At 38.9% G+C, this 20,649-nt stretch carries 13 protein-coding genes, 6 tRNA genes and 3 rRNA genes; 4 read left to right on the top strand and 18 right to left on the bottom strand.

Translation table 11 applies throughout. From position 1 onward, the window contains the following. Positions 1 to 68 precede the first annotated feature (68 nt). Positions 69 to 734 (bottom strand): SDR family oxidoreductase, encoded by a 666-nt coding sequence (locus CKV71_RS04265; RefSeq protein ID WP_095104167.1) that lies wholly within the window; start codon positions 732 to 734, stop codon positions 69 to 71. A 164-nt stretch (positions 735 to 898) separates the two neighbouring features. Between CKV71_RS04265 and CKV71_RS04260 the strand changes: the two genes are divergently transcribed. Together CKV71_RS04260 and czrB are read left to right on the top strand one after the other, a co-directional pair. Further along, complete coding sequence (locus CKV71_RS04260) at positions 899 to 1,204, top strand: ArsR/SmtB family transcription factor (RefSeq protein WP_095104165.1); 306 nt, start codon at positions 899 to 901, stop codon at positions 1,202 to 1,204. Between the two features lie 23 nt (positions 1,205 to 1,227). Next, a complete protein-coding gene (gene czrB / locus CKV71_RS04255) occupies positions 1,228 to 2,172 on the top strand; it encodes a CDF family zinc efflux transporter CzrB (protein ID WP_095104163.1) in 945 nt (314 codons plus the stop codon). 56 nt (positions 2,173 to 2,228) lie between these two features. Here czrB and CKV71_RS04250 read toward each other — a convergent pair whose 3' ends face one another. Then, positions 2,229 to 2,963: a metallophosphoesterase family protein gene (locus CKV71_RS04250; protein WP_095104161.1), complete on the bottom strand. Its 735-nt coding sequence runs from the start codon at positions 2,961 to 2,963 to the stop codon at positions 2,229 to 2,231. 130 nt (positions 2,964 to 3,093) lie between these two features. Here CKV71_RS04250 and CKV71_RS04245 point away from each other — a divergent pair, with 130 nt between their 5' ends. Next, positions 3,094 to 4,278, top strand: a complete 1,185-nt coding sequence (locus CKV71_RS04245) for a hypothetical protein (protein WP_095104159.1) — start codon at positions 3,094 to 3,096, stop codon at positions 4,276 to 4,278. A gap of 79 nt (positions 4,279 to 4,357) precedes the next feature. Here CKV71_RS04245 and CKV71_RS04240 read toward each other — a convergent pair whose 3' ends face one another. Both CKV71_RS04240 and glmS read right to left on the bottom strand, forming a co-directional pair. Continuing rightward, the gene (locus CKV71_RS04240) at positions 4,358 to 5,212 is read right to left on the bottom strand and encodes an HAD family hydrolase (protein ID WP_095104157.1); all 855 of its coding nucleotides are present in this window, start codon (positions 5,210 to 5,212) and stop codon (positions 4,358 to 4,360) included. 121 nt (positions 5,213 to 5,333) lie between these two features. After that, positions 5,334 to 7,139: a glutamine--fructose-6-phosphate transaminase (isomerizing) gene (gene glmS / locus CKV71_RS04235; RefSeq protein WP_095104155.1), complete on the bottom strand. Its 1,806-nt coding sequence runs from the start codon at positions 7,137 to 7,139 to the stop codon at positions 5,334 to 5,336. Between the two features lie 749 nt (positions 7,140 to 7,888). On the opposite strand from glmS, the gene CKV71_RS04230 reads away from it, so the two are divergent. Next, the gene (locus CKV71_RS04230) at positions 7,889 to 8,563 is read left to right on the top strand and encodes an MgtC/SapB family protein (protein ID WP_231917547.1); all 675 of its coding nucleotides are present in this window, start codon (positions 7,889 to 7,891) and stop codon (positions 8,561 to 8,563) included. A gap of 177 nt (positions 8,564 to 8,740) precedes the next feature. Here CKV71_RS04230 and glmM read toward each other — a convergent pair whose 3' ends face one another. The 14 genes from glmM to CKV71_RS04160 form a co-directional block, all read right to left on the bottom strand. Continuing rightward, on the bottom strand, positions 8,741 to 10,096 hold the full coding sequence (gene glmM / locus CKV71_RS04225) for a phosphoglucosamine mutase (protein WP_095104153.1): 1,356 nt from the start codon (positions 10,094 to 10,096) through the stop codon (positions 8,741 to 8,743). Between the two features lie 30 nt (positions 10,097 to 10,126). Next, a complete protein-coding gene (locus CKV71_RS04220; RefSeq protein WP_095104151.1) occupies positions 10,127 to 11,059 on the bottom strand; it encodes a CdaR family protein in 933 nt (310 codons plus the stop codon). 1 nt (position 11,060) lies between these two features. Continuing rightward, a complete protein-coding gene (cdaA, locus tag CKV71_RS04215) occupies positions 11,061 to 11,867 on the bottom strand; it encodes a diadenylate cyclase CdaA (protein WP_095104149.1) in 807 nt (268 codons plus the stop codon). A gap of 188 nt (positions 11,868 to 12,055) precedes the next feature. Further along, positions 12,056 to 12,128 (bottom strand) — tRNA-Lys (locus CKV71_RS04210). Positions 12,129 to 12,131: 3 nt separating this feature from the next. Further along, a tRNA-Gln gene (locus tag CKV71_RS04205) sits at positions 12,132 to 12,206 on the bottom strand. Between the two features lie 7 nt (positions 12,207 to 12,213). Further along, positions 12,214 to 12,297, bottom strand: a tRNA-Tyr gene (locus CKV71_RS04200). Positions 12,298 to 12,320: 23 nt separating this feature from the next. Continuing rightward, a tRNA-Val gene (locus tag CKV71_RS04195) sits at positions 12,321 to 12,396 on the bottom strand. 10 nt (positions 12,397 to 12,406) lie between these two features. After that, positions 12,407 to 12,478, bottom strand: a tRNA-Glu gene (locus tag CKV71_RS04190). 3 nt (positions 12,479 to 12,481) lie between these two features. After that, positions 12,482 to 12,556, bottom strand: a tRNA-Asn gene (locus CKV71_RS04185). An 11-nt stretch (positions 12,557 to 12,567) separates the two neighbouring features. Then, positions 12,568 to 12,682 (bottom strand): 5S ribosomal RNA (gene rrf / locus CKV71_RS04180). A 68-nt stretch (positions 12,683 to 12,750) separates the two neighbouring features. Continuing rightward, positions 12,751 to 15,675: ribosomal RNA gene (locus CKV71_RS04175) — 23S ribosomal RNA — on the bottom strand. Between the two features lie 243 nt (positions 15,676 to 15,918). Continuing rightward, positions 15,919 to 17,470: ribosomal RNA gene (locus CKV71_RS04170) — 16S ribosomal RNA — on the bottom strand. The 16S, 23S and 5S rRNA genes sit together here with 6 tRNA genes alongside, the layout of an rRNA operon. A 442-nt stretch (positions 17,471 to 17,912) precedes the next feature. Beyond that, positions 17,913 to 18,980, bottom strand: a complete 1,068-nt coding sequence (locus CKV71_RS04165; protein WP_095104147.1) for a P-loop NTPase — start codon at positions 18,978 to 18,980, stop codon at positions 17,913 to 17,915. A gap of 168 nt (positions 18,981 to 19,148) precedes the next feature. Continuing rightward, positions 19,149 to 20,597 carry an MDR family MFS transporter gene (locus tag CKV71_RS04160; protein ID WP_095104145.1) on the bottom strand — a complete coding sequence of 483 codons (1,449 nt, stop codon included), beginning with the start codon at positions 20,595 to 20,597 and terminating at the stop codon, positions 19,149 to 19,151. Positions 20,598 to 20,649: the final 52 nt, after the last annotated feature.

The raw sequence follows: 20,649 nt of genomic DNA, 5'->3' as shown, positions 1-20,649 counted from the left end.
GAAAAAAGGAAGCGGAACCAAATGAATGTCCCGCTTCCTTCTTAAAAGTGATAACTCGTCACCTTATTCTATTGATGATTTTTATAATAATTTTCTAAAGCATCTGAGATAGGTTCAGAGCCGCTGATAACTTGGAATTCTCCACCTTGGAATTTTTCATTTTCTAGAACATCTACAATTACAGAAGCGACATCCTCACGTGGTACAGAACCGCCACCGTCAAAATGTTCAGCGATATCCACGTTGCCCGTACCAGGGCCATTTTCTAAAGCACCAGGATGTACAATTGTGTGGAATAAGCCTGAATTGCGTAAATGCTCATCAGCATAATGTTTTGCAATTGTATAAGGTTTCAATTCTGGAACACTGTCGAATGCTTCACGATTGGAATCGTATGTTGAAACCATTACAAAATGTTTGACGCCTGCTTTTTTACTGGCTTCGATTGCTTTTACAGCTCCATCTAAGTCAACGATAATTGTTTTGTCATCTCCTGTACTGCCTCCTGAGCCTACTGAGAATACGACTTGATCAAAATCTTTAAATTTGTCAGCTAATTCATCAATTTTGTGTCTTTCTACATCTATATTTCTGGCATCGTATCCTTCACCGACTGCTTTGTCTACTTGATCATTTTTACGATAAGCTGCTGCAACTTCTTTATTATCTTCTTTTAATTTTGAAACGATTTGTTTACCGACACCGCCATTAGCGCCTAATACTAGAATACTCAAATCCATCACTCCTCGATTATAGAATATTATATATTGATTTAGTTCCCTGTGCCATCTTGCATTAAACTTCAAGTACCTCCTCTCAAATGATTGACTTCAGTTTAAAATAGAGATATATTAATACATGAATAAATGTTCATATATTAATGAGAAGGAGAATTCTTATGCCCCATCAGGAACTCAAATCGAGCACGCTCGCCAATGTAACAGACATTTTCAAAGCATTAAGTGAACCCAACCGTATCAGAATTATGCACTTACTAGAACAAGGGCCTTGCAGTGTGGGTCATATCACACACACCTTAGAACTTTCACAGTCAAATGTATCTCATCAGTTGAAAATACTGAGAAATGCTGAACTCGTTAAATCAGAACGTCAAGGTCAATCAAAAATCTATATGCTGAATGATGCTCATGTCGTGACCTTATTAAATCAGGCAATCCATCACGCAGAGCACCCTGTACAATAGAGTATTAGAAAGGAAGCTATATTATGAGTCATTCAAATCATCATCACGCTCATCACCATCATCATGTCCATACTGATAATAAACGTGTGCTTGCAATTTCATTTGCTATTATTAGCATTTTCATGGTAGTCGAACTTATTGGCGGCTATGTTGCCAACAGTTTAGCTTTGTTATCTGATGGCGTACATATGTTAAGTGATACCTTTTCATTAGGACTCGCACTCTTTGCATTTAAATATGCGGAACGTCATGCTACAACAGAAATGACTTTCGGCTACAAACGCTTTGAAATATTAGCGGCACTCTTTAACGGTGTATTGCTTCTAGTTATCAGTATCGGTATCGTAATCGAAGCTATACGCAGAATCTCTGCGCCCCCAGCAGTCATGTCTACTGAAATGTTAACCATCAGTGTAATAGGTTTAATTGTCAATATTGTAGTGGCGTGGTTAATGATGCACGGTGGAGATACACATCATAATATCAATATGCGCGGTGCTTTCTTGCACGTGCTTGGAGATTTACTCGGTTCTGTAGGTGCGATTGTGGCAGCACTGTTAATTTGGGCCTTTAATTTCACATTGGCAGATCCTATTGCCAGTATGTTGGTATCTGTACTGTTATTACGTAGCAGTTATGGTTTAATCAAAGAGTCCTTAACTATCTTGATGGAAGGTACGCCTAAAGATATTAATATCGATGAAGTCATTAACACAGTTCTAGAGGAAAAAGAAATTCAAAATGTCCATGATTGTCACGTGTGGACGATTTCTAATGATCTAAATGCTTTTAGTTGTCACGCTGTCGTTCAAGATACAATGACAATCGAAGAATGCGAGCAATTATTACACCGTATCGAAGATCGGTTAAACGCTTTAAATATTCACCATATGACAGTACAGTTAGAATCTAAAGATAACAATCATAGTACGAAAACTTTATGCGATCATATTACGGTCGCTCAATAAAAAGATCGTTGCTTCCCCCCACCCTGTGTAGGATGATGAAGCAACGATCTTTTTCATTATTGTATAAACTTATCAAAGATCAGCGCTCTGCCTGGCACTTCTTTTTCCTCAAAGCCATCTATGAAACGTGTATTATCATAAGCGACACGAACTTGTTCTATATTAGAATGTTCCGGCGTAATCGTTACAATACCATATACAGTGTAAGGTGCACGATTAAGTCCCACTGAACCTGGATTAAAATAAACTGTATCCTCGTTGATGAAGTGATGTAATGTATGATTATGTCCGAATAAAATCACATCCGCTTCTTTATCCGCAAATAACTCTTTCATATGTTCTGCTGTCGGTTCCACAATCGGACTGAAGGGAATTTGATCTATAGTATCTTCTAATTTGTTATTCTCAATTTCATAATGAATTCCTAATACTGATTGACCTAGCAAATCTAAGGTGAATTCGCGTGGCAATGCATTAAGAAATTCATAATACTGAGGGTTTAAATGCTCGGCTACCCAGTGATGATGCTCATAAAATTTGTCTTTTAAATCTTCTGGATAAGGCGTGTCATTGATGACAGACATAATGGCTTCATCATGGTTACCGGCAATAGAAGTTACGTCATCTCTGGCAGTCAAAATTCCTAACACTTCATTTGTATTGTGACCAATACCTATCACATCGCCTAAGTTATAGATGTGATCGATATCACCTCTGCGATCAATATCTTTAAACACTGCTGATAACGCATCCATATTTCCGTGGATGTCTGTAATTACTGCAAATTTCATTTTTATCACCCTTATATCAGTTTATAAATTCTTAAAAAGTAACATAATATACATTTGACTTGTTTTTTAATTTGAATGCAAGCAAATTTTTGATATTGTATTTATATCATATCAAAGGAGTGCTAAGCCATTGTTTACATTTTACAAACAAGCTTTTAAGAATGCAAAGCCGCAAAATGCTAAAACTGCTCTTTTCAGCATTTTAACATTCTTTGTATTCATTTTAATCGTTGCATTTACATTTATGCCCGTGCAACAGGCACTGCAAATGTTTATGATGTCAATGATGTATCAAGGTCCAATGTTCCAAGCAGCTCTACCATTGATTATTGCCTTGATTATACCATTGCTCATATTTTTATTTGTAGGGTTCCAATTAGTAGTTGGTACAATTAATGTAGTTTATAAAGCGATTCATAAAGAAGATGTTCATTTAACAGATGTATTTACTGCTTTCAAAAAAGGAAGCTACCTAAAAAGTGTCAAACTTGCATTGTTTACACTGTTAGTAATGCTCATTACCATCATTGTAGTAACAGTTGTTAACCAATTATTCAGTGCCCTCATGCACACGATTCTATCTCGTATGCAAAGTGGTACAGGCGGTAATATGGGTGCTTTAATTACCGTTCAATTAATCGGTTTGACAATATCTAAATTAATCGCGTCACTGTTTATTTGGTTCTTTACTTATATTGTAATTGCTTATGTTGTTGCATATTTAAGAGACCGTCAAGCAGGAGCATTTAAAGACGTCAAACAAAGCTTTAAATCTCTTAAAAATGGTCGTCATTCATGGTTCAAATTATTCTTAGGTTTAATTTTATTAAACTTAATTGTCATTATTTTCTCTGAACCCATACCACAATTAGTAGTGCTTGCGACGCAACATATGTCTCAAAACTTAGCTAAAATATTAGTTTATGTTGTGATTGTAATTATGTATGTTATTCGTATCGTCGTTTACTACTTAAACTTAATGGCTATTGTTCAATTCTTTAGTAAAGCTACAGAGCACTTCCACCCAGAAAGTAAACAGAAATCTACTACTATTGGAGATAAAGTAGTTGAAAGTTCCGCTACTGTAAAAGGTTCTAAAAAAGCTAAAGAAAAAGATAGCAATAAAGACAATAAAACGAATCATGTTACAAATAAAGCATCTGAAACGAAAGATAAAGCTGAAGAAAAATTTAACACAGACGGCAAACAAGAAGATTTAAAAGAAACTAAAGAAGAATATTCAGATTCAACATTTGATCATTTAAAAAATAAGAAAAAAGATGTTGATGAACGTTCAGATGATTTTAAAAAATAATTGAATAAATAGACTAAGATATAATTCTAGTCTCAAAAAAGTCGGTGGAAACCTCAAAAGTTTTCACCGACTTCTTTTTTTATTTTAAGAAATGTTCTTCTAAATAGCGTGCAGCCCCATTTTCTTCATTATCATAAGATGTCACATCTTTAGCGAGCGCTTGAATTTCAGGCCGTGCATTTTTCATAGCAACTGTATAATGTCCGAAAGCAAACATTGAGCGGTCGTTATCACTATCACCTATCACTAGTGTAGCTGATTGCGGAATATTAAAATACTCGATCATTTCTTTTATACCTGTACCCTTATCAATGCCAGCCGCCATAGTTTCTGCATTGTAACGAGAAGAGTTAGATACAGAAATTTGCAATGTATCTTTTTCTTCAATTAAGTGTTCTCTGAAGCTTGTTACTTTTTCTAAATCAGGTGTGAACATATAAATCTTAGAAAATTTCGTTTCAGGAATTTCATCAACCCAATCAACATTGCCATTGAGTGCAGTTTTACGTGAATTCCACTCGCTGATGCTAACATTGTTAGGAGGGGTATCTCCTTCTATCATCTTCGTAATCCACTCATAATCTTCATTTAAAATCATTCGCTTGCCGCTGAACGGAAATACTTCATAATAAATATGTTGCGCTTTAGCTTCTTTAATAATTTGTTGGACTGCATTATAAGTCAAACTATGTGCAAAAATCATTTTACCTTCTGCATCACCGCGTGTACCATTTGAAGATATGACACCATCAATTTCAAATCCTTCTGGTGTTAGATTTTTAATTTCATCAAAAGAACGTCCTGTTGCGATAAATACTTTATATCCAACTTGACGTAGTTTTTTAATTATCTCAGCCGTTTCATCTGATACTTTATTATTGTGTTGCAGTATTGTTCCGTCCATATCTAAAAATATCGCTTGTACGTTATCCATTACTTATCCTCCAAGTTCTAGTTATCGCCTTGATTATGGCATTTTAACAGTATTTTAGCAACCTAGTAATATATAAAAAAACTGCCACTTCGTTGAAAAGTGACAGTTTGTAAAACGATTATTATTCTACAGTAACTGATTTAGCTAAGTTACGTGGTTTATCAACGTCTAAGCCACGGTGCAACGCAGCATAGTATGAAATTAATTGTAATGGTACTACTGACACGAGTGGCGTCAACAATTCATTAATTTGAGGAATCACATAAGTGTCTCCTGCTTTATTCAAACCGTCCATTGAAATAATGCAAGTATGTGCACCACGTGCAGCAACTTCTTTCACATTACCACGGATAGATAAGTTTACATTTTCTTGAGTTGCAAGTGCAATAACAGGTGTATTGTCTTCAATCAAGGCAATTGTACCGTGTTTTAATTCGCCGCCTGCAAAACCTTCAGCTTGAATATATGAAATTTCTTTTAGTTTCAAGGCACCTTCAAGACTGACGTTGTAATCAATTGTACGGCCGATAAAGAACGCATTGCGTGTTGTTGCTAAATAATCAGTTGCAATTTGTTCCATAAATTCAGCATCATCTACAACTGCTTCCATAGCATTAGCTGCTTTTGCTAATTCTTGTAATAAATCGATAGTTGCTTCTTTACCATGACGTTCAGCCACGATTTGAGAAAGAATAGAAAGCACAGCAATTTGTGCAGTGTATGCTTTTGTAGATGCTACTGCAATCTCAGGTCCAGCATGTAATAACAACGTGTGATCTGCTTCACGTGATAATGTTGAGCCTGGTACGTTTGTAACTGTAAGAGATTTATGACCGCGTTTTTTCATTTCTACTAATACAGCACGGCTGTCTGCAGTTTCACCTGATTGTGAAATATAGATGAACAATGGTTTTTCAGAAAGAAGCGGTGTATTATATACAAACTCAGAAGCTACATGTACTTCAGTTGGTACGCCTGCCCATTTTTCAATAAATTCTTTACCTACTAAACCGGCATGGTAACTTGTACCTGCTGCAATAATGTAGATACGGTCTGCTTTTGCAACTTCGTCAATAATAGCATCATCCATTTTCAAGTTACCTTCTTCGTCTTGGTATTCTTGAATAATACGACGCATTACAGCTGGCTGTTCATGAATTTCTTTAAGCATATAATGATCATAAACACCTTTTTCAGCATCAGCGGCATCAATTTCAGCTGTATAAGTATCACGGTCTTGAACATTGCCGTCTAAATCTTTGATCACAACTTCATCACGTTTAACGATAACAATCTCGTGGTCTTGAATTTCTTTATATTCATTTGTAACTTGCAACATTGCTAAAGCATCAGATGCTACAACGTTAAATTCATCGCCTACACCAATTAATAATGGTGATTTATTTTTAGCTACATAAATTGTATCTTTATCTTCTTCGTCTAATAAAGCTAAAGCATAAGAACCATGCAACAATTTCACAACTTCCACGAATGCTTCTTCTGTTGAAAGACCTTTATCTGAAAAATGTTCAATTAATTGTACGATAACTTCAGTATCTGTTTCTGATAAGAATTTTACATTCGGTAAATATTCATCGCGCAATTCTTCATAGTTCTCAATTACTCCGTTATGCACTAAAGTAAAGCGTTTAGATGCAGATTGATGAGGATGAGAGTTCTCATGATTAGGCACACCGTGTGTCGCCCAACGAGTATGTCCAATTCCTAATGTACCGTCTACGTCACTATCATCAGCAAGGTTTCTTAAATCTGCAATACGACCTTTTTCTTTAAAAACTGTAACACCGTTTTTATTTTCTAATGCAATACCAGCTGAATCATAACCTCTATATTCTAATTTCTCTAAACCTTTAAGTAAAATTTCTTTAGCATTATCTTTCCCAATATATCCTACGATTCCACACATAATAAAATTCCTCCGCATTTTAAAATTGCGGTAACCCTTTTGACAGGGGAATATTTTCTTTTTTTAGTTATCTAATTAAATCTTCTCACTTATTCAATAGCAACACATCAAAAATTAACACCTTGAAAGTAATTGCTCACACCAATCGCTTAAAAAAGGCGTACTATCCCCTTGTATTTGAGTTCCGCTTCAAAAAATATAAAAAAATAAAAAAATATAAACGTCGGTCTATTTACAAACTTTGTGCACCGAGTCGCCTCCGTGTTTTGCTTTGTAAATTTACGAATGACCTCATCCGAGACAGCATCCGCCGATAATCGATCACTGTCTTCCTCGTCTACAACATCCGCTTCAAAGCTATTATGACTTCTGCTTTAAGTTATAAATCGCTGCTTTCTTCGCTTAAGTTGTACGGGCGCTATAATTATAATTTGTTACCTCTGCCCTCCTTTGTACGTAATATAAATCATTGTACAATGTTTGTTTTCATAATTGCAAACATTTACTTAAAGTGAATACGCTTACAACTATGATTATTACAAATAATTTGCCATTTTTGTTAGAAGTTAGATATTTCCCATGAATTTTATTCAGAATAAAATATCTGATTATAACAAAACTGTTTACAACCAACTCTAAAATAAAATTTAAAACTGGCAATTCACAAATAAACGTGAGTTGCCAGTCTATTTTTTTCCATAAGTGGTATATATTATTTATAGAGAAGAGAGAACAAGGGGAAAACGATAATGATGATGTTTCAATTAGATTTATTTTTACGTATTTTTATTTCGGCTATATGCGGCGCTACAATAGGATATGAGAGGACAGTGCGATTGAAATCAGCAGGTATAAGAACACATATACTTGTTGCTGCAGCTTCTGCCCTCTTTCTAATCATCTCTAAATACGGATTCAACGATATTCTACATGAAACTAATATCAGCCTGGATCCTTCACGTATTGGTGCTCAAGTTGTAAGCGGAATTAGTTTTATTGGTGCAGGTACCATCCTAATCAGAAATCAAAATGTCAATGGGCTAACTACAGCAGCAGGTATTTGGATAACATCAGGTATCGGAATGGCATTAGGTTCTGGTCTCTATTTTATCGGTATCGTTTCTACTATCTTAATAGTGATTATCCAATATGTGTTCAGAGAAGATATGCTCTTTAAATCTATTCGATTAAGTGAATCTATCAAAGTGCATATTCAAGCAGATTACTCCCAAGATATCCAAAATAAAATTACGAAAATATTTTTATATCACCATGTGAAAAATATACAAATTCATATCCTTAAAATTGATAAAGATACCATTACAATGAATGTGATTGGCAAAGTTTCAATTAGACGTTCATTTGAACACAATAGATTATTAGAAGATTTAATACAACACGATGAAATCCAAATGGTGAGATAGAAAATCGGGGCAGAAATAACATTGATTAAAATTATTTCATTACCCCGTTATGCAAGACTAACGAAAATAGGAAAAAGCTTAGAACAAGCACATTTTCTATTCAGATAGCTACTGCCAATCTAAATAGCAGGAGCTGAGACATTATTTTGTCCCAGCTCCTGCTATTTTTATATTACTTTATTGATCTAAGCCCATTTTTTCTTCTACTACATCAGCAATTTGCTGTGCATAATTTTGAGCCTTTTCATCTGTAGCTGCTTCTACCATGACACGCACTAATGGTTCAGTGCCTGATGGACGAACTAAGATACGTCCTTCTCCATTCATATCAGCTTCTACACGGTCCATTTCTGCTTTAACATCTGCGTTATCTGTAACGCCATGTTTATCAGTAACACGTACATTAATCAATGATTGAGGATATTTTTTCATTTGTCCTGCAAGCTCACTTAATGATTTTCCTGTTAATTTGATTACTGCAGCTAATTGTACGCCTGTAAGCAATCCATCACCTGTCGTATTGTAATCCATTAATACAATATGACCGGATTGTTCGCCACCAAGGTTATAATTACCTTTGCGCATTTCTTCTACAACATAACGATCGCCAACTTTAGTTTTATTGGATTGAATACCTTCAGCTTCTAATGCTTTATAGAATCCAAGGTTGCTCATTACTGTAGAAACAATCATATTATCATTGAGTTCTTGGTTTTTAGCCATTTCTTGCCCAATAATAAACATAATTTGGTCACCATCTACAATGTTTCCTTTTTCATCTACAGCAATTAAGCGATCTCCGTCACCGTCAAAGGCTAAACCAAAGTCACTTTCTGTTTCTACTACTGTTTTCGCTAATGCTTCAGGATGCGTCGAACCTACGCCGTCATTGATATTGTAACCATCTGGGCTGCAGCCTATCACTTCTGTATCTGCTTCTAAATCTCCAAATAAAAATGGAGCAAGTTGTGAAGTAGAACCATTTGCGCCGTCCAATGCAATTTTAAGTCCATCTAAATTAACATCCACTGTTGATTTAATATAACTTAAATATTTTTGAGCACCTTCAAAGTAATCAGAGTAATGTACAATTTCATTACCCACTGGACGAGGTAAGTCAGGATTTGCTTCATCCAATAATGCTTCAATTTCACTTTCTTGATCGTCAGATAATTTAAATCCATCTGATCCAAAGAATTTAATACCATTATCCGCAACTGGGTTATGTGAAGCAGAAATCATTACTCCTAGTTCTGCATCCATTTCTTTAGTTAGATAAGCAACACCAGGTGTAGAAATAACACCTAATCTCATTACTTCGGCACCGATAGAAATTAGTCCTGCAATAAGCGCAGATTCCAACATTTCGCCAGAAACTCGTGTATCACGTCCAACGAGTACTTGCGGATGTTTTTTATCTTCATTATGTGCTAAAACATAACCTCCATATCTTCCTAATTTGAAAGCAAGTTCAGGCGTAAGTTCTTTATTTGCTACGCCTCTTACACCGTCAGTCCCAAAATATTTGCCCATTTCAAATTTCTCCTTTTATTGCTAAAAATTTTAGTGTGTCGATAAATATGCATTGATATCACTTGAATTTGTATTTGTCACTTTGTCAGGAATATTCAATTTTACAGGTGCTTCATCAGAATTATCGAAATCAGAAAGATTGATTTCACCTGTAATTTCATTGATATCACTTAAGTCTTCTCTGTTTCCAAAGATTTCAACTTGTTGCTTTGATAAATCAATATCACTCGCTTTTATATTCGAGTTTGCTTTACCAATCACTTTTTTCTTAATATCTACTTTTTTGCTATATGGCTTCAGTTCTACAGTTATATTAACATTGCTCGGTTTAGTTATAACATCGATTTTATTCAAATTTTTATCAAAGGCTACAATTTCTCCAGTGTCTGTCGTATCTTGGCTAACATTAGTATTATCTTTGAAAGTTGCTTTCAAATACGCAATATCATCCACTTGATGTTCGCCGCCAATTACTTTGACTTTATGGGGAGAAACATATTCATTTGCAATTTTGTAATCTGAATTAATGTCCTTATTGCTCACATCAGCTTGAACAGTCATTTCTCTAGTGATCTTTTTCTCTAGATTGACATTAGCCTGTTTAGGATTAACAGTACCTTCAACATCCTTGTCCAATCCTTTAATAACATAGTCGACTTTATGTTTCCCTAGCTTTGTTTTAGTCAAATCTAGTTCCACTTTAATATCGTCAGACTGTTGTGCTTTTAAAACTTTAGATTGTGAACCCTTTAATTGGACATCTACATTTTCAGGTATGCCAGATGCGTATAATTCTTTACTATTATATGTAGCTTCTACTGGCACATTTTGTATTGTTCGCGTTGTACTTTGAGTTAACGCTGAAGAACTGAAAATATTACCAAAGACATTATTCACAGTTAAAAAGAAGGCTAATGCTAAGACAAATGCTACAAAACGTAACCCCCATTTGTTCTCAAACATTCTAATTCACACCTTTCTTTTGAAGTCTGGTATCAAACCAATGTTCAGCTAATAATTCTTCAAAGACTTCTAATGAAATGTCTTTACGGAGTTTTCCATCAAAGGTTATAGAAATAGAACCTGTTTCTTCTGATACTACCGCAGTAAATGCATCCGATACTTCTGAAATACCAACAGCCGCTCGGTGTCTTGTACCTAAGCTTTTCGAAATCTTAGAACTGTCAGAGAGCGGTAAATAACAAGCTGCACTTGCTATTTTAGTACCTTGAATAATCATTGCGCCATCATGTAATGGTGTATTCGGAATGAAAACGTTAGTTAACAATTCTTGTGAGATATCAGAATCCATTGGGATACCTGTTTCGATATAATCTTGTAACCCTGTTTTCTTCTCAAAAACAATTAAGGCACCAATACGTCTCTTAGCCATATATTGTACAGCACCAGAAACTGATTTAATCAACTTTTGCTGATCAGCTGAAGAACTAGCAGTATAGCGACGGAATAAATTCCCTCGTCCCAACTGTTCTAAAGCACGACGGATTTCTGGTTGGAAGATTACAATGATTGCCAAGAATCCCCATTGAATAACCATGTCGAACAAGCGAGCCGTTGTAGTCAAATCTAAAGCTGCACTTACCCATCGACCAATTACAATAACAATGATTCCTTTGAGGAGTTGAATAGCTTTTGTACCTTTAAATACCGTGATTAGAAGATAAATCACGTACCAGACGATGACTAAATCTAATACACTAGTTATTAACTTTACCGTGTTAAAATTTTCAAAAAAGCTGCCAAAATTCATAGCATCTCCTCCGGTAACCTAATTACAATGAAAACTATTTTATCAAGTTGATAAACAGCCATCATACAATCAAATTATATCATAAAAGTAACGATAGCCTTGAATGAAAATACATAATAGATAATTATTAATTTTACTTCTTTAAAAAAAAACATAAAAAAAGCACTCTTAAAAAAGAGTGCTAAGAGTGAGCCATAGAGGATTCGAACCTCTGACCCTCTGATTAAAAGTCAGATGCTCTACCAACTGAGCTAATGGCTCTAATGGCTGGGCTAACTGGATTCGAACCAGTGAGTGACGGAGTCAAAGTCCGTTGCCTTACCGCTTGGCTATAGCCCAATAAAGATGGTGGAGGGGGGCAGATTCGAACTGCCGAACCCGAAGGAGCGGATTTACAGTCCGCCGCGTTTAGCCACTTCGCTACCCCTCCAGCATGTATTTAATTCAATAAGATGGTGGAGAATGACGGGTTCGAACCGCCGACCCTCTGCTTGTAAGGCAGATGCTCTCCCAGCTGAGCTAATTCTCCAATATGTAAATGACCCCGACGGGACTCGAACCCGTGTTACCGCCGTGAAAGGGCGGTGTCTTAACCGCTTGACCACGGGGCCATATGGCTCCACAGGTAGGACTCGAACCTACGACCGATCGGTTAACAGCCGATAGCTCTACCACTGAGCTACTGTGGAATAATAGTATTGCCTGGCAACGTCCTACTCTTGCGGAACGTAAGTCCGACTACCATCGGCGCTAAAGAGCTTAACTTCTGTGTTCGGCATGGGAACAGGTGTGACCTCTTTGCCATTGTCACCAGACAATAGAATGCTTATACATTCAAAACTAGATAGTAAGTAAAATCAATCTACCAATCAAAACTTGAAATTGGATTAAGTCTTCGATCGATTAGTATTCGTCAGCTCCACATATCGCTATGCTTCCACCCCGAACCTATTAACCTCATCATCTTTGAGGGATCTTATAACCGAAGTTGGGAAATCTCATCTTGAGGGGGGCTTCATGCTTAGATGCTTTCAGCACTTATCCCGTCCATACATAGCTACCCAGCGATGCCGTTGGCACGACAACTGGTACACCAGAGGTATGTCCATCCCGGTCCTCTCGTACTAAGGACAGCTCCTCTCAAATTTCCTGCGCCCACGACGGATAGGGACCGAACTGTCTCACGACGTTCTGAACCCAGCTCGCGTACCGCTTTAATGGGCGAACAGCCCAACCCTTGGGACCGACTACAGCCCCAGGATGCGATGAGCCGACATCGAGGTGCCAAACCTCCCCGTCGATGTGAACTCTTGGGGGAGATAAGCCTGTTATCCCCGGGGTAGCTTTTATCCGTTGAGCGATGGCCCTTCCATGCGGAACCACCGGATCACTAAGTCCGTCTTTCGACCCTGCTCGACTTGTAGGTCTCGCAGTCAAGCTCCCTTATGCCTTTACACTCTATGAATGATTTCCAACCATTCTGAGGGAACCTTTGAGCGCCTCCGTTACACTTTAGGAGGCGACCGCCCCAGTCAAACTGCCCGCCTGACACTGTCTCCCGCCATGATCAATGGCGCGGGTTAGAAATCCAACACAGCTAGGGTAGTATCCCACCAACGCCTCCACGTAAGCTGGCGCTCACGTTTCCAAGGCTCCTACCTATCCTGTACAAGCTGTGCCGAATTTCAATATCAGGCTACAGTAAAGCTCCACGGGGTCTTTCCGTCCTGTCGCGGGTAACCTGCATCTTCACAGGTACTATGATTTCACCGAGTCTCTCGTTGAGACAGTGCCCAAATCGTTACGCCTTTCGTGCGGGTCGGAACTTACCCGACAAGGAATTTCGCTACCTTAGGACCGTTATAGTTACGGCCGCCGTTTACTGGGGCTTCGATTCGTAGCTTCGCAGAAGCTAACCACTCCTCTTAACCTTCCAGCACCGGGCAGGCGTCAGCCCCTATACATCACCTTACGGTTTAGCAGAGACCTGTGTTTTTGATAAACAGTCGCTTGGGCCTATTCACTGCGGCTCTTCAGAGCGTGAACCCTAAAGAGCACCCCTTCTCCCGAAGTTACGGGGTCATTTTGCCGAGTTCCTTAACGAGAGTTCTCTCGCTCACCTTAGAATTCTCATCTTGACTACCTGTGTCGGTTTGCGGTACGGGCGCCAAATCTCTAGCTAGAGGCTTTTCTCGACAGTGTGAAATCAACGACTCGAGGAAAACATGCTTCCTCTCCCCATCACAGCTTGACCTTGTGAATGGCGGATTTGCCTACCATTCAGTCTTACTGCTTGGACGTGCACTCCAACAGCACGCTTCGCCTATCCTACTGTGTCCCCCCATCGCTTAAAACGATTATTGGCGGTACAGGAATATCAACCTGTTATCCATCGCCTACGCCTGTCGGCCTCGGCTTAGGACCCGACTAACCCAGAGCGGACGAGCCTTCCTCTGGAAACCTTAGTCAATCGGTGGATGGGATTCTCACCCATCTTTCGCTACTCACACCGGCATTCTCACTTCTAAGCGCTCCACATGTCCTTGCGATCATGCTTCGACGCCCTTAGAACGCTCTCCTACCACTGTCCGAAGGACAGTCCACAGCTTCGGTAATATGTTTAGCCCCGGTACATTTTCGGCGCAGTGTCACTCGACTAGTGAGCTATTACGCACTCTTTAAATGATGGCTGCTTCTAAGCCAACATCCTAGTTGTCTGGGCAATACCACATCCTTTGCCACTTAACATATATTTTGGGACCTTAGCTGGTGGTCTGGGCTGTTTCCCTTTCGAACATGGACCTTATCACCCACGTTCTGACTCCCAAGTTAAATTGATTGGCATTCGGAGTTTGTCTGAATTCGGTAACCCGAGAGGGGCCCCTCGTCCAAACAGTGCTCTACCTCCAACAATCATCACTTGAGGCTAGCCCTAAAGCTATTTCGGAGAGAACCAGCTATCTCCAGGTTCGATTGGAATTTCTCCGCTACCCTCAGTTCATCCGCTCACTTTTCAACGTAAGTCGGTTCGGTCCTCCATTCAGTGTTACCTGAACTTCAACCTGACCAAGGGTAGATCACCTGGTTTCGGGTCTACGACCAAATACTCAACGCCCTGTTCAGACTCGCTTTCGCTGCGGCTCCGCATTCGCTGCTTAACCTTGCATCAGATCGTAACTCGCCGGTTCATTCTACAAAAGGCACGCCATCACCCATTAACGGGCTCTGACTACTTGTAAGCACACGGTTTCAAGTTCTCTTTCACTCCCCTTCCGGGGTACTTTTCACCTTTCCCTCACGGTACTGGTTCACTATCGGTCACTAGAGAGTATTTAGCCTTGGGAGATGGTCCTCCCGGATTCCGACGGAATTTCACGTGCTCCGTCGTACTCAGGATCCACTCAGGAGAGAATTGACTTTCGACTACAGGACTCTTACCTTCTCTGGTTCGACTTTCCAGTACGATTCGTCTAATCAATTCTTTTGTAACTCCGTGTAGAGTGTCCTACAACCCCAATGAGCAAGCTCATTGGTTTGGGCTCTTCCCGTTTCGCTCGCCGCTACTCAGGGAATCGAGTTTTCTTTCTCTTCCTGCGGGTACTAAGATGTTTCAGTTCTCCGCGTCTGCCTTCGGACATGCTATGTATTCACATGTCGATAACACAACATAACTTGTGCTGGGTTCCCCCATTCGGAAATCTCTGGATCAACGCTTACTTACAGCTACCCAAAGCATATCGTCGTTAGTAACGTCCTTCATCAGCTTCTAGTGCCAAGGCATCCACCGTGCGCCCTTAATAACTTAATCACGTTATTAATTATGTGAGTAATCTTCTTTGCCGTAGGCAAATCGATTACTAGCGATTCATTTAAATGAATAAAGCTTTTAAAACTCTAATTCACTCGGTTTTGCTTGGTAAAATCTATTTTTACTTACTTATCTAGTTTTCAATGTACAATCATGAATACTCGGATGAGCATTCAAAACTGAATACAATATGTCACGTTATTCCGTCAGTTTCTGTTGAAACTGTTCCGTATATATCCTTAGAAAGGAGGTGATCCAGCCGCACCTTCCGATACGGCTACCTTGTTACGACTTCACCCCAATCATTCGTCCCACCTTCGACGGCTAGCTCCTAAAAGGTTACTCCACCGGCTTCGGGTGTTACGAACTCTCGTGGTGTGACGGGCGGTGTGTACAAGACCCGGGAACGTATTCACCGTAGCATGCTGATCTACGATTACTAGCGATTCCAGCTTCATGTAGTCGAGTTGCAGACTACAATCCGAACTGAGAACAGCTTTATGGGATTTGCTTGACCTCGCGGTTTCGCTGCCCTTTGTACTGTCCATTGTAGCACGTGTGTAGCCCAAATCATAAGGGGCATGATGATTTGACGTCATCCCCACCTTCCTCCGGTTTGTCACCGGCAGTCAACTTAGAGTGCCCAACTTAATGCTGGCAACTAAGCTTAAGGGTTGCGCTCGTTGCGGGACTTAACCCAACATCTCACGACACGAGCTGACGACAACCATGCACCACCTGTCACTTTGTCCCCCGAAGGGGAAGACTCTATCTCTAGAGCGGTCAAAGGATGTCAAGATTTGGTAAGGTTCTTCGCGTTGCTTCGAATTAAACCACATGCTCCACCGCTTGTGCGGGTCCCCGTCAATTCCTTTGAGTTTCAGCCTTGCGGCCGTACTCCCCAGGCGGAGTGCTTAATGCGTTAGCTGCAGCACTAAGGGGCGGAAACCCCCTAACACTTAGCACTCATCGTTTACGGCGTGGACTACCAGGGTATCTAATCCTGTTTGATCCCCACGCTTTCGCACATCAGCGTCAGTTGCAGACCAGAAAGTCGCCTTCGCCACTGGTGTTCCTCCATATCTCTGCGCATTTCACCGCTACACATGGAATTCCACTTTCCTCTTCTGCACTCAAGTTTTCCAGTTTCCAATGACCCTCCACGGTTGAGCCGTGGGCTTTCACATCAGACTTAAAAAACCGCCTACGCGCGCTTTACGCCCAATAATTCCGGATAACGCTTGCCACCTACGTATTACCGCGGCTGCTGGCACGTAGTTAGCCGTGGCTTTCTGATTAGGTACCGTCAAGGTGCGCATAGTTACCTACGCACTTGTTCTTCCCTAATAACAGAGTTTTACGATCCGAAGACCTTCATCACTCACGCGGCGTTGCTCCGTCAGGCTTTCGCCCATTGCGGAAGATTCCCTACTGCTGCCTCCCGTAGGAGTCTGGACCGTGTCTCAGTTCCAGTGTGGCCGATCACCCTCTCAGGTCGGCTACGTATCGTTGCCTTGGTAAGCCGTTACCTTACCAACTAGCTAATACGGCGCGGGTCCATCTATAAGTGACAGCAAAACCGTCTTTCATTGCGGAACCATGCGGTTCCGCATATTATCCGGCATTAGCCCCGGTTTCCCGGAGTTATTCCAGTCTTATAGGTAGGTTACCCACGTGTTACTCACCCGTCCGCCGCTAACGTCAGAGGAGCAAGCTCCTCGTCTGTTCGCTCGACTTGCATGTATTAGGCACGCCGCCAGCGTTCATCCTGAGCCAGGATCAAACTCTCCATAAAAGTTTATGATTTGTTTGACTAGCTCATAAAAAACTAATTTGTTTTAAAACGTCTAAGACGTTTGTTAATTGGAATTAACGTTGACATATTGTCATTCAGTTTTCAATGTTCATTTTATTCAGTAACGTTATTTATTGTATCATTTCTTTTCAAGAAAGTCAATAACTAATTAACATTACTTTTACAATTTTAAAATGTTTTCTTCATTTTATCAAGAGTCAATTTTACACTCTCATTTTTAATCGCTTTGCTTTTTTCAGCGACTTTATTAATATATCATCAATTAACTATTAAGTCAACACTTAATTTCAAATATATTTTTTTAGCTGCGAGACATCTTTCTTTCTCTCGCTCACAAAGATATATTCTAACAGGATTACAAAAAATTGCAATAGAAAAACGCATATTTTTTTAAAAAACATGCGTTTAAAGGAATTCTTGCTTATTTCATTGTTTTAGTAATGATTTTTTGTGCCATTTCTTGATATATTTCACCTAATTTATCTGTAGGCTGATAAATAGATGGCGCGAAATCTTTGGGATCCCAAGTCGGTTGAGCAAGTGGTAATTGTCCCAATAACTCTGAATTAAGTTCATCTGCTAATTTTTTACCGCCGTCTTTACCGAAAACATATTCTTTATTTCCTGTTTCCTTGCTTTCAAAATAAGACATGTTTTCAATAACACCTAGGATTGAGTGTTCAGTATGTTTAGCCATTGCACCAGCACGTGCTGCAACAAATGCTGCAGTTGGATGTGGTGTAGTTACAATGATTTCTTTACTTGAAGGGAGCATTGTATGCACATCTAAAGCGACATCTCCAGTTCCTGGAGGTAAATCTAATAATAAGTAATCTAATTCTCCCCATTTTACATCTGTAAAGAAATTAGTAAGCATTTTACCTAACATTGGTCCACGCCAGATAACAGGTGCATTTTCTTCAACAAAGAATGCCATAGACATCACTTTAACTCCGTGACGTTCAACTGGTTTAACTGATTTACCTTCAATACCTGGTTTTTTATCGATTCCCATCATATCAGGAACACTGAAACCATAAATATCCGCATCAATTAATCCTACTTTCTTGCCTTCTCTTGCCAATGCTACTGCAAGATTGACTGCAACTGTTGATTTACCTACACCGCCTTTACCAGAAGCAATGGCAATAAATTCAACTGGGTTATCTTTTGAAAGTAATCCTTCAATTGTTTGAGGCTCAGCATTCGGATCTTCTCCTGTAAATTTAGCAACCGTTTCAGGTTTTAATTCTTCAAAACGAATACCTACTGTATTTGCCCCATTTTCTTTTAAGGTTTCTACAATAGCCATTTGCAAATCTAATTGTGGTTTCCCACCTAATTTAGCCATTGCAATTTTGACACTGACATGATCAATTTCTTCTTTTATTGTGATATTGACAATACCACCTGTATCTTTAAGCGGTACATCTAAAATTGGATCTTTTAGATTCCCTACTAATTTGTTGACTTGTTCAACTGTTAACAAAGCTTGTCACCCCAAATATATAATTATTTACTCCTTCTATTTTAACAAACTTAGGGGGTAAGTGGTAACGAATGATTCAATCAAAATACTAAATTCAGTAATTAAATTACATAAAACCAGTAAAAACACTCTAAACACTGTTTTTACTGGTTTTAACCATTGTTTTATTTAAATTTCTCGCACGTTCGGTGCTTTACGCGTTTTTTCTTTGTCTCTTACAAATAATCCAACAACTAAACCTATTATGACTAATAAAGTAATTACACCGAAGGATAAATCTACTCCGCGTGCAACAGCCTCTCTTTGCAATAATTCTTTAGACGCTGCTTCATGCGGTTTTGGCGCAAAAGTTTTTGCTCCCAAAGTCATCAAGGCTACCATTAAAGCAGTACCTATTGATGAAGCCATCATTCTAGCGAAGTTCATAATTGCTGTACCATGCGAAATATCTTTGTTCGGCAGAGCATTAACGCCCGCTGTATTTAACGGCATCGTTAATATAGAGACCGAGAACATTCTGATAGCATAAATGACCACAAGGAGCCAATAAGGTGTATCTACCCGTAAGAAAGCTAATACACCCGTCAAGATTATCAACATAGTAAAACCTATGATAATCAATGGTCTTACTCCGTATTTATCGTAAGCTTTCCCTGTATATATCGACATTGCACCATTAATAATAGCACCCGGTAAAATCACCATACCAGAGAGCATTGCTGAAAGTCCCATTGCATTTTGTACATACATAGGTATTAACAATGCAGGTCCTATCATAGAAGTCATTACAATCATTGAACAGATTGTAGTAAGAGTAAAGGTTTTATTTTTAAACACTCTCAAGTTCAAAATAGGATTCGCAATTGTCAGTTGTCGTTTAATAAACAGACCGATTACAATTAAACTTGCTATAAGTGGTACATAGAACATCCAACTCGTAAACCCTAATGATCCAGCATTACTAAATGCATATAACATTACACCGAAACCTAACGTTGAGTAAACAACTGATAGTTTGTCCAATGTAATATCTTTAGGTTCATTATAGTTAGAGATACTTGTTGCTCCGAATATAAAACCTGCTCCTGCAATTACAGCAACTGCAATAAAAGGTACTCTCCAACTGCTGATGTCTATAATCAAACCAGATAGAGTCGGCCCTATTGCTGGGGCGAAGGAAATCACTAGGCCAGCAAGCCCCATTGCAAAGCCACGTCTATCTTTCGGAAATAATGAAAATAACGTAAATTGCATTAACGGCATTATAATACCGGCACCCATTGCTTGAATGACACGTGCTGTCATTAAGATTCCGAAATTAGGTGCGATAGCTGCTAGAATTGTACCTGCTAAAAAGATACCCATTGAGGCCAGATACAAAGGTCTAGTTTTTATTTTATCCATTAAATAAGCTGTTAATGGAATCATAACGCCATTAACGAGCATAAAACCTGTCACTAACCATTGTGCAGTATTCTCCCCAACATGCAGCCCCTTCATAATCGCTGGTAAAGCTGTATTAAGTAATGTCTGGTTAAGAATAGAAATAAAACCACTTAATATCATCACTGTAACAATTATATTACGTCTATGTTTGGTTATGACCTGTTCGGACATTTAAACACTCCTTTTCGTACTTACCTTTGTTATGATGCAATAATAAAGGTTA

Origin of the sequence: Staphylococcus piscifermentans, assembly GCF_900186985.1 — a bacterium.
GTDB classification, from domain to species: domain Bacteria; phylum Bacillota; class Bacilli; order Staphylococcales; family Staphylococcaceae; genus Staphylococcus; species Staphylococcus piscifermentans.
The sequence above is the reverse complement of the archived record's forward strand: the minus strand, read 5'-3'. Positions and strand labels throughout refer to the sequence as shown.

What these genes read in the sequence shown, in the direction of transcription:
- CKV71_RS04260 (WP_095104165.1), top strand. Translation starts at nt 899, where the DNA reads ATGCCCCATCAGGAACTCAAATCGAGCACGCTCGCCAATGTAACAGAC.
- czrB (WP_095104163.1), top strand. Translation starts at nt 1,228, where the DNA reads ATGAGTCATTCAAATCATCATCACGCTCATCACCATCATCATGTCCAT.
- CKV71_RS04250 (WP_095104161.1), bottom strand. Translation starts at nt 2,963, where the DNA reads ATGAAATTTGCAGTAATTACAGACATCCACGGAAATATGGATGCGTTA.
- CKV71_RS04240 (WP_095104157.1), bottom strand. Translation starts at nt 5,212, where the DNA reads ATGGATAACGTACAAGCGATATTTTTAGATATGGACGGAACAATACTG.
- glmS (WP_095104155.1), bottom strand. Translation starts at nt 7,139, where the DNA reads ATGTGTGGAATCGTAGGATATATTGGGAAAGATAATGCTAAAGAAATT.
- CKV71_RS04230 (WP_231917547.1), top strand. Translation starts at nt 7,889, where the DNA reads ATGATGATGTTTCAATTAGATTTATTTTTACGTATTTTTATTTCGGCT.
- glmM (WP_095104153.1), bottom strand. Translation starts at nt 10,096, where the DNA reads ATGGGCAAATATTTTGGGACTGACGGTGTAAGAGGCGTAGCAAATAAA.
- CKV71_RS04220 (WP_095104151.1), bottom strand. Translation starts at nt 11,059, where the DNA reads ATGTTTGAGAACAAATGGGGGTTACGTTTTGTAGCATTTGTCTTAGCA.
- cdaA (WP_095104149.1), bottom strand. Translation starts at nt 11,867, where the DNA reads ATGAATTTTGGCAGCTTTTTTGAAAATTTTAACACGGTAAAGTTAATA.
- CKV71_RS04160 (WP_095104145.1), bottom strand. Translation starts at nt 20,597, where the DNA reads ATGTCCGAACAGGTCATAACCAAACATAGACGTAATATAATTGTTACA.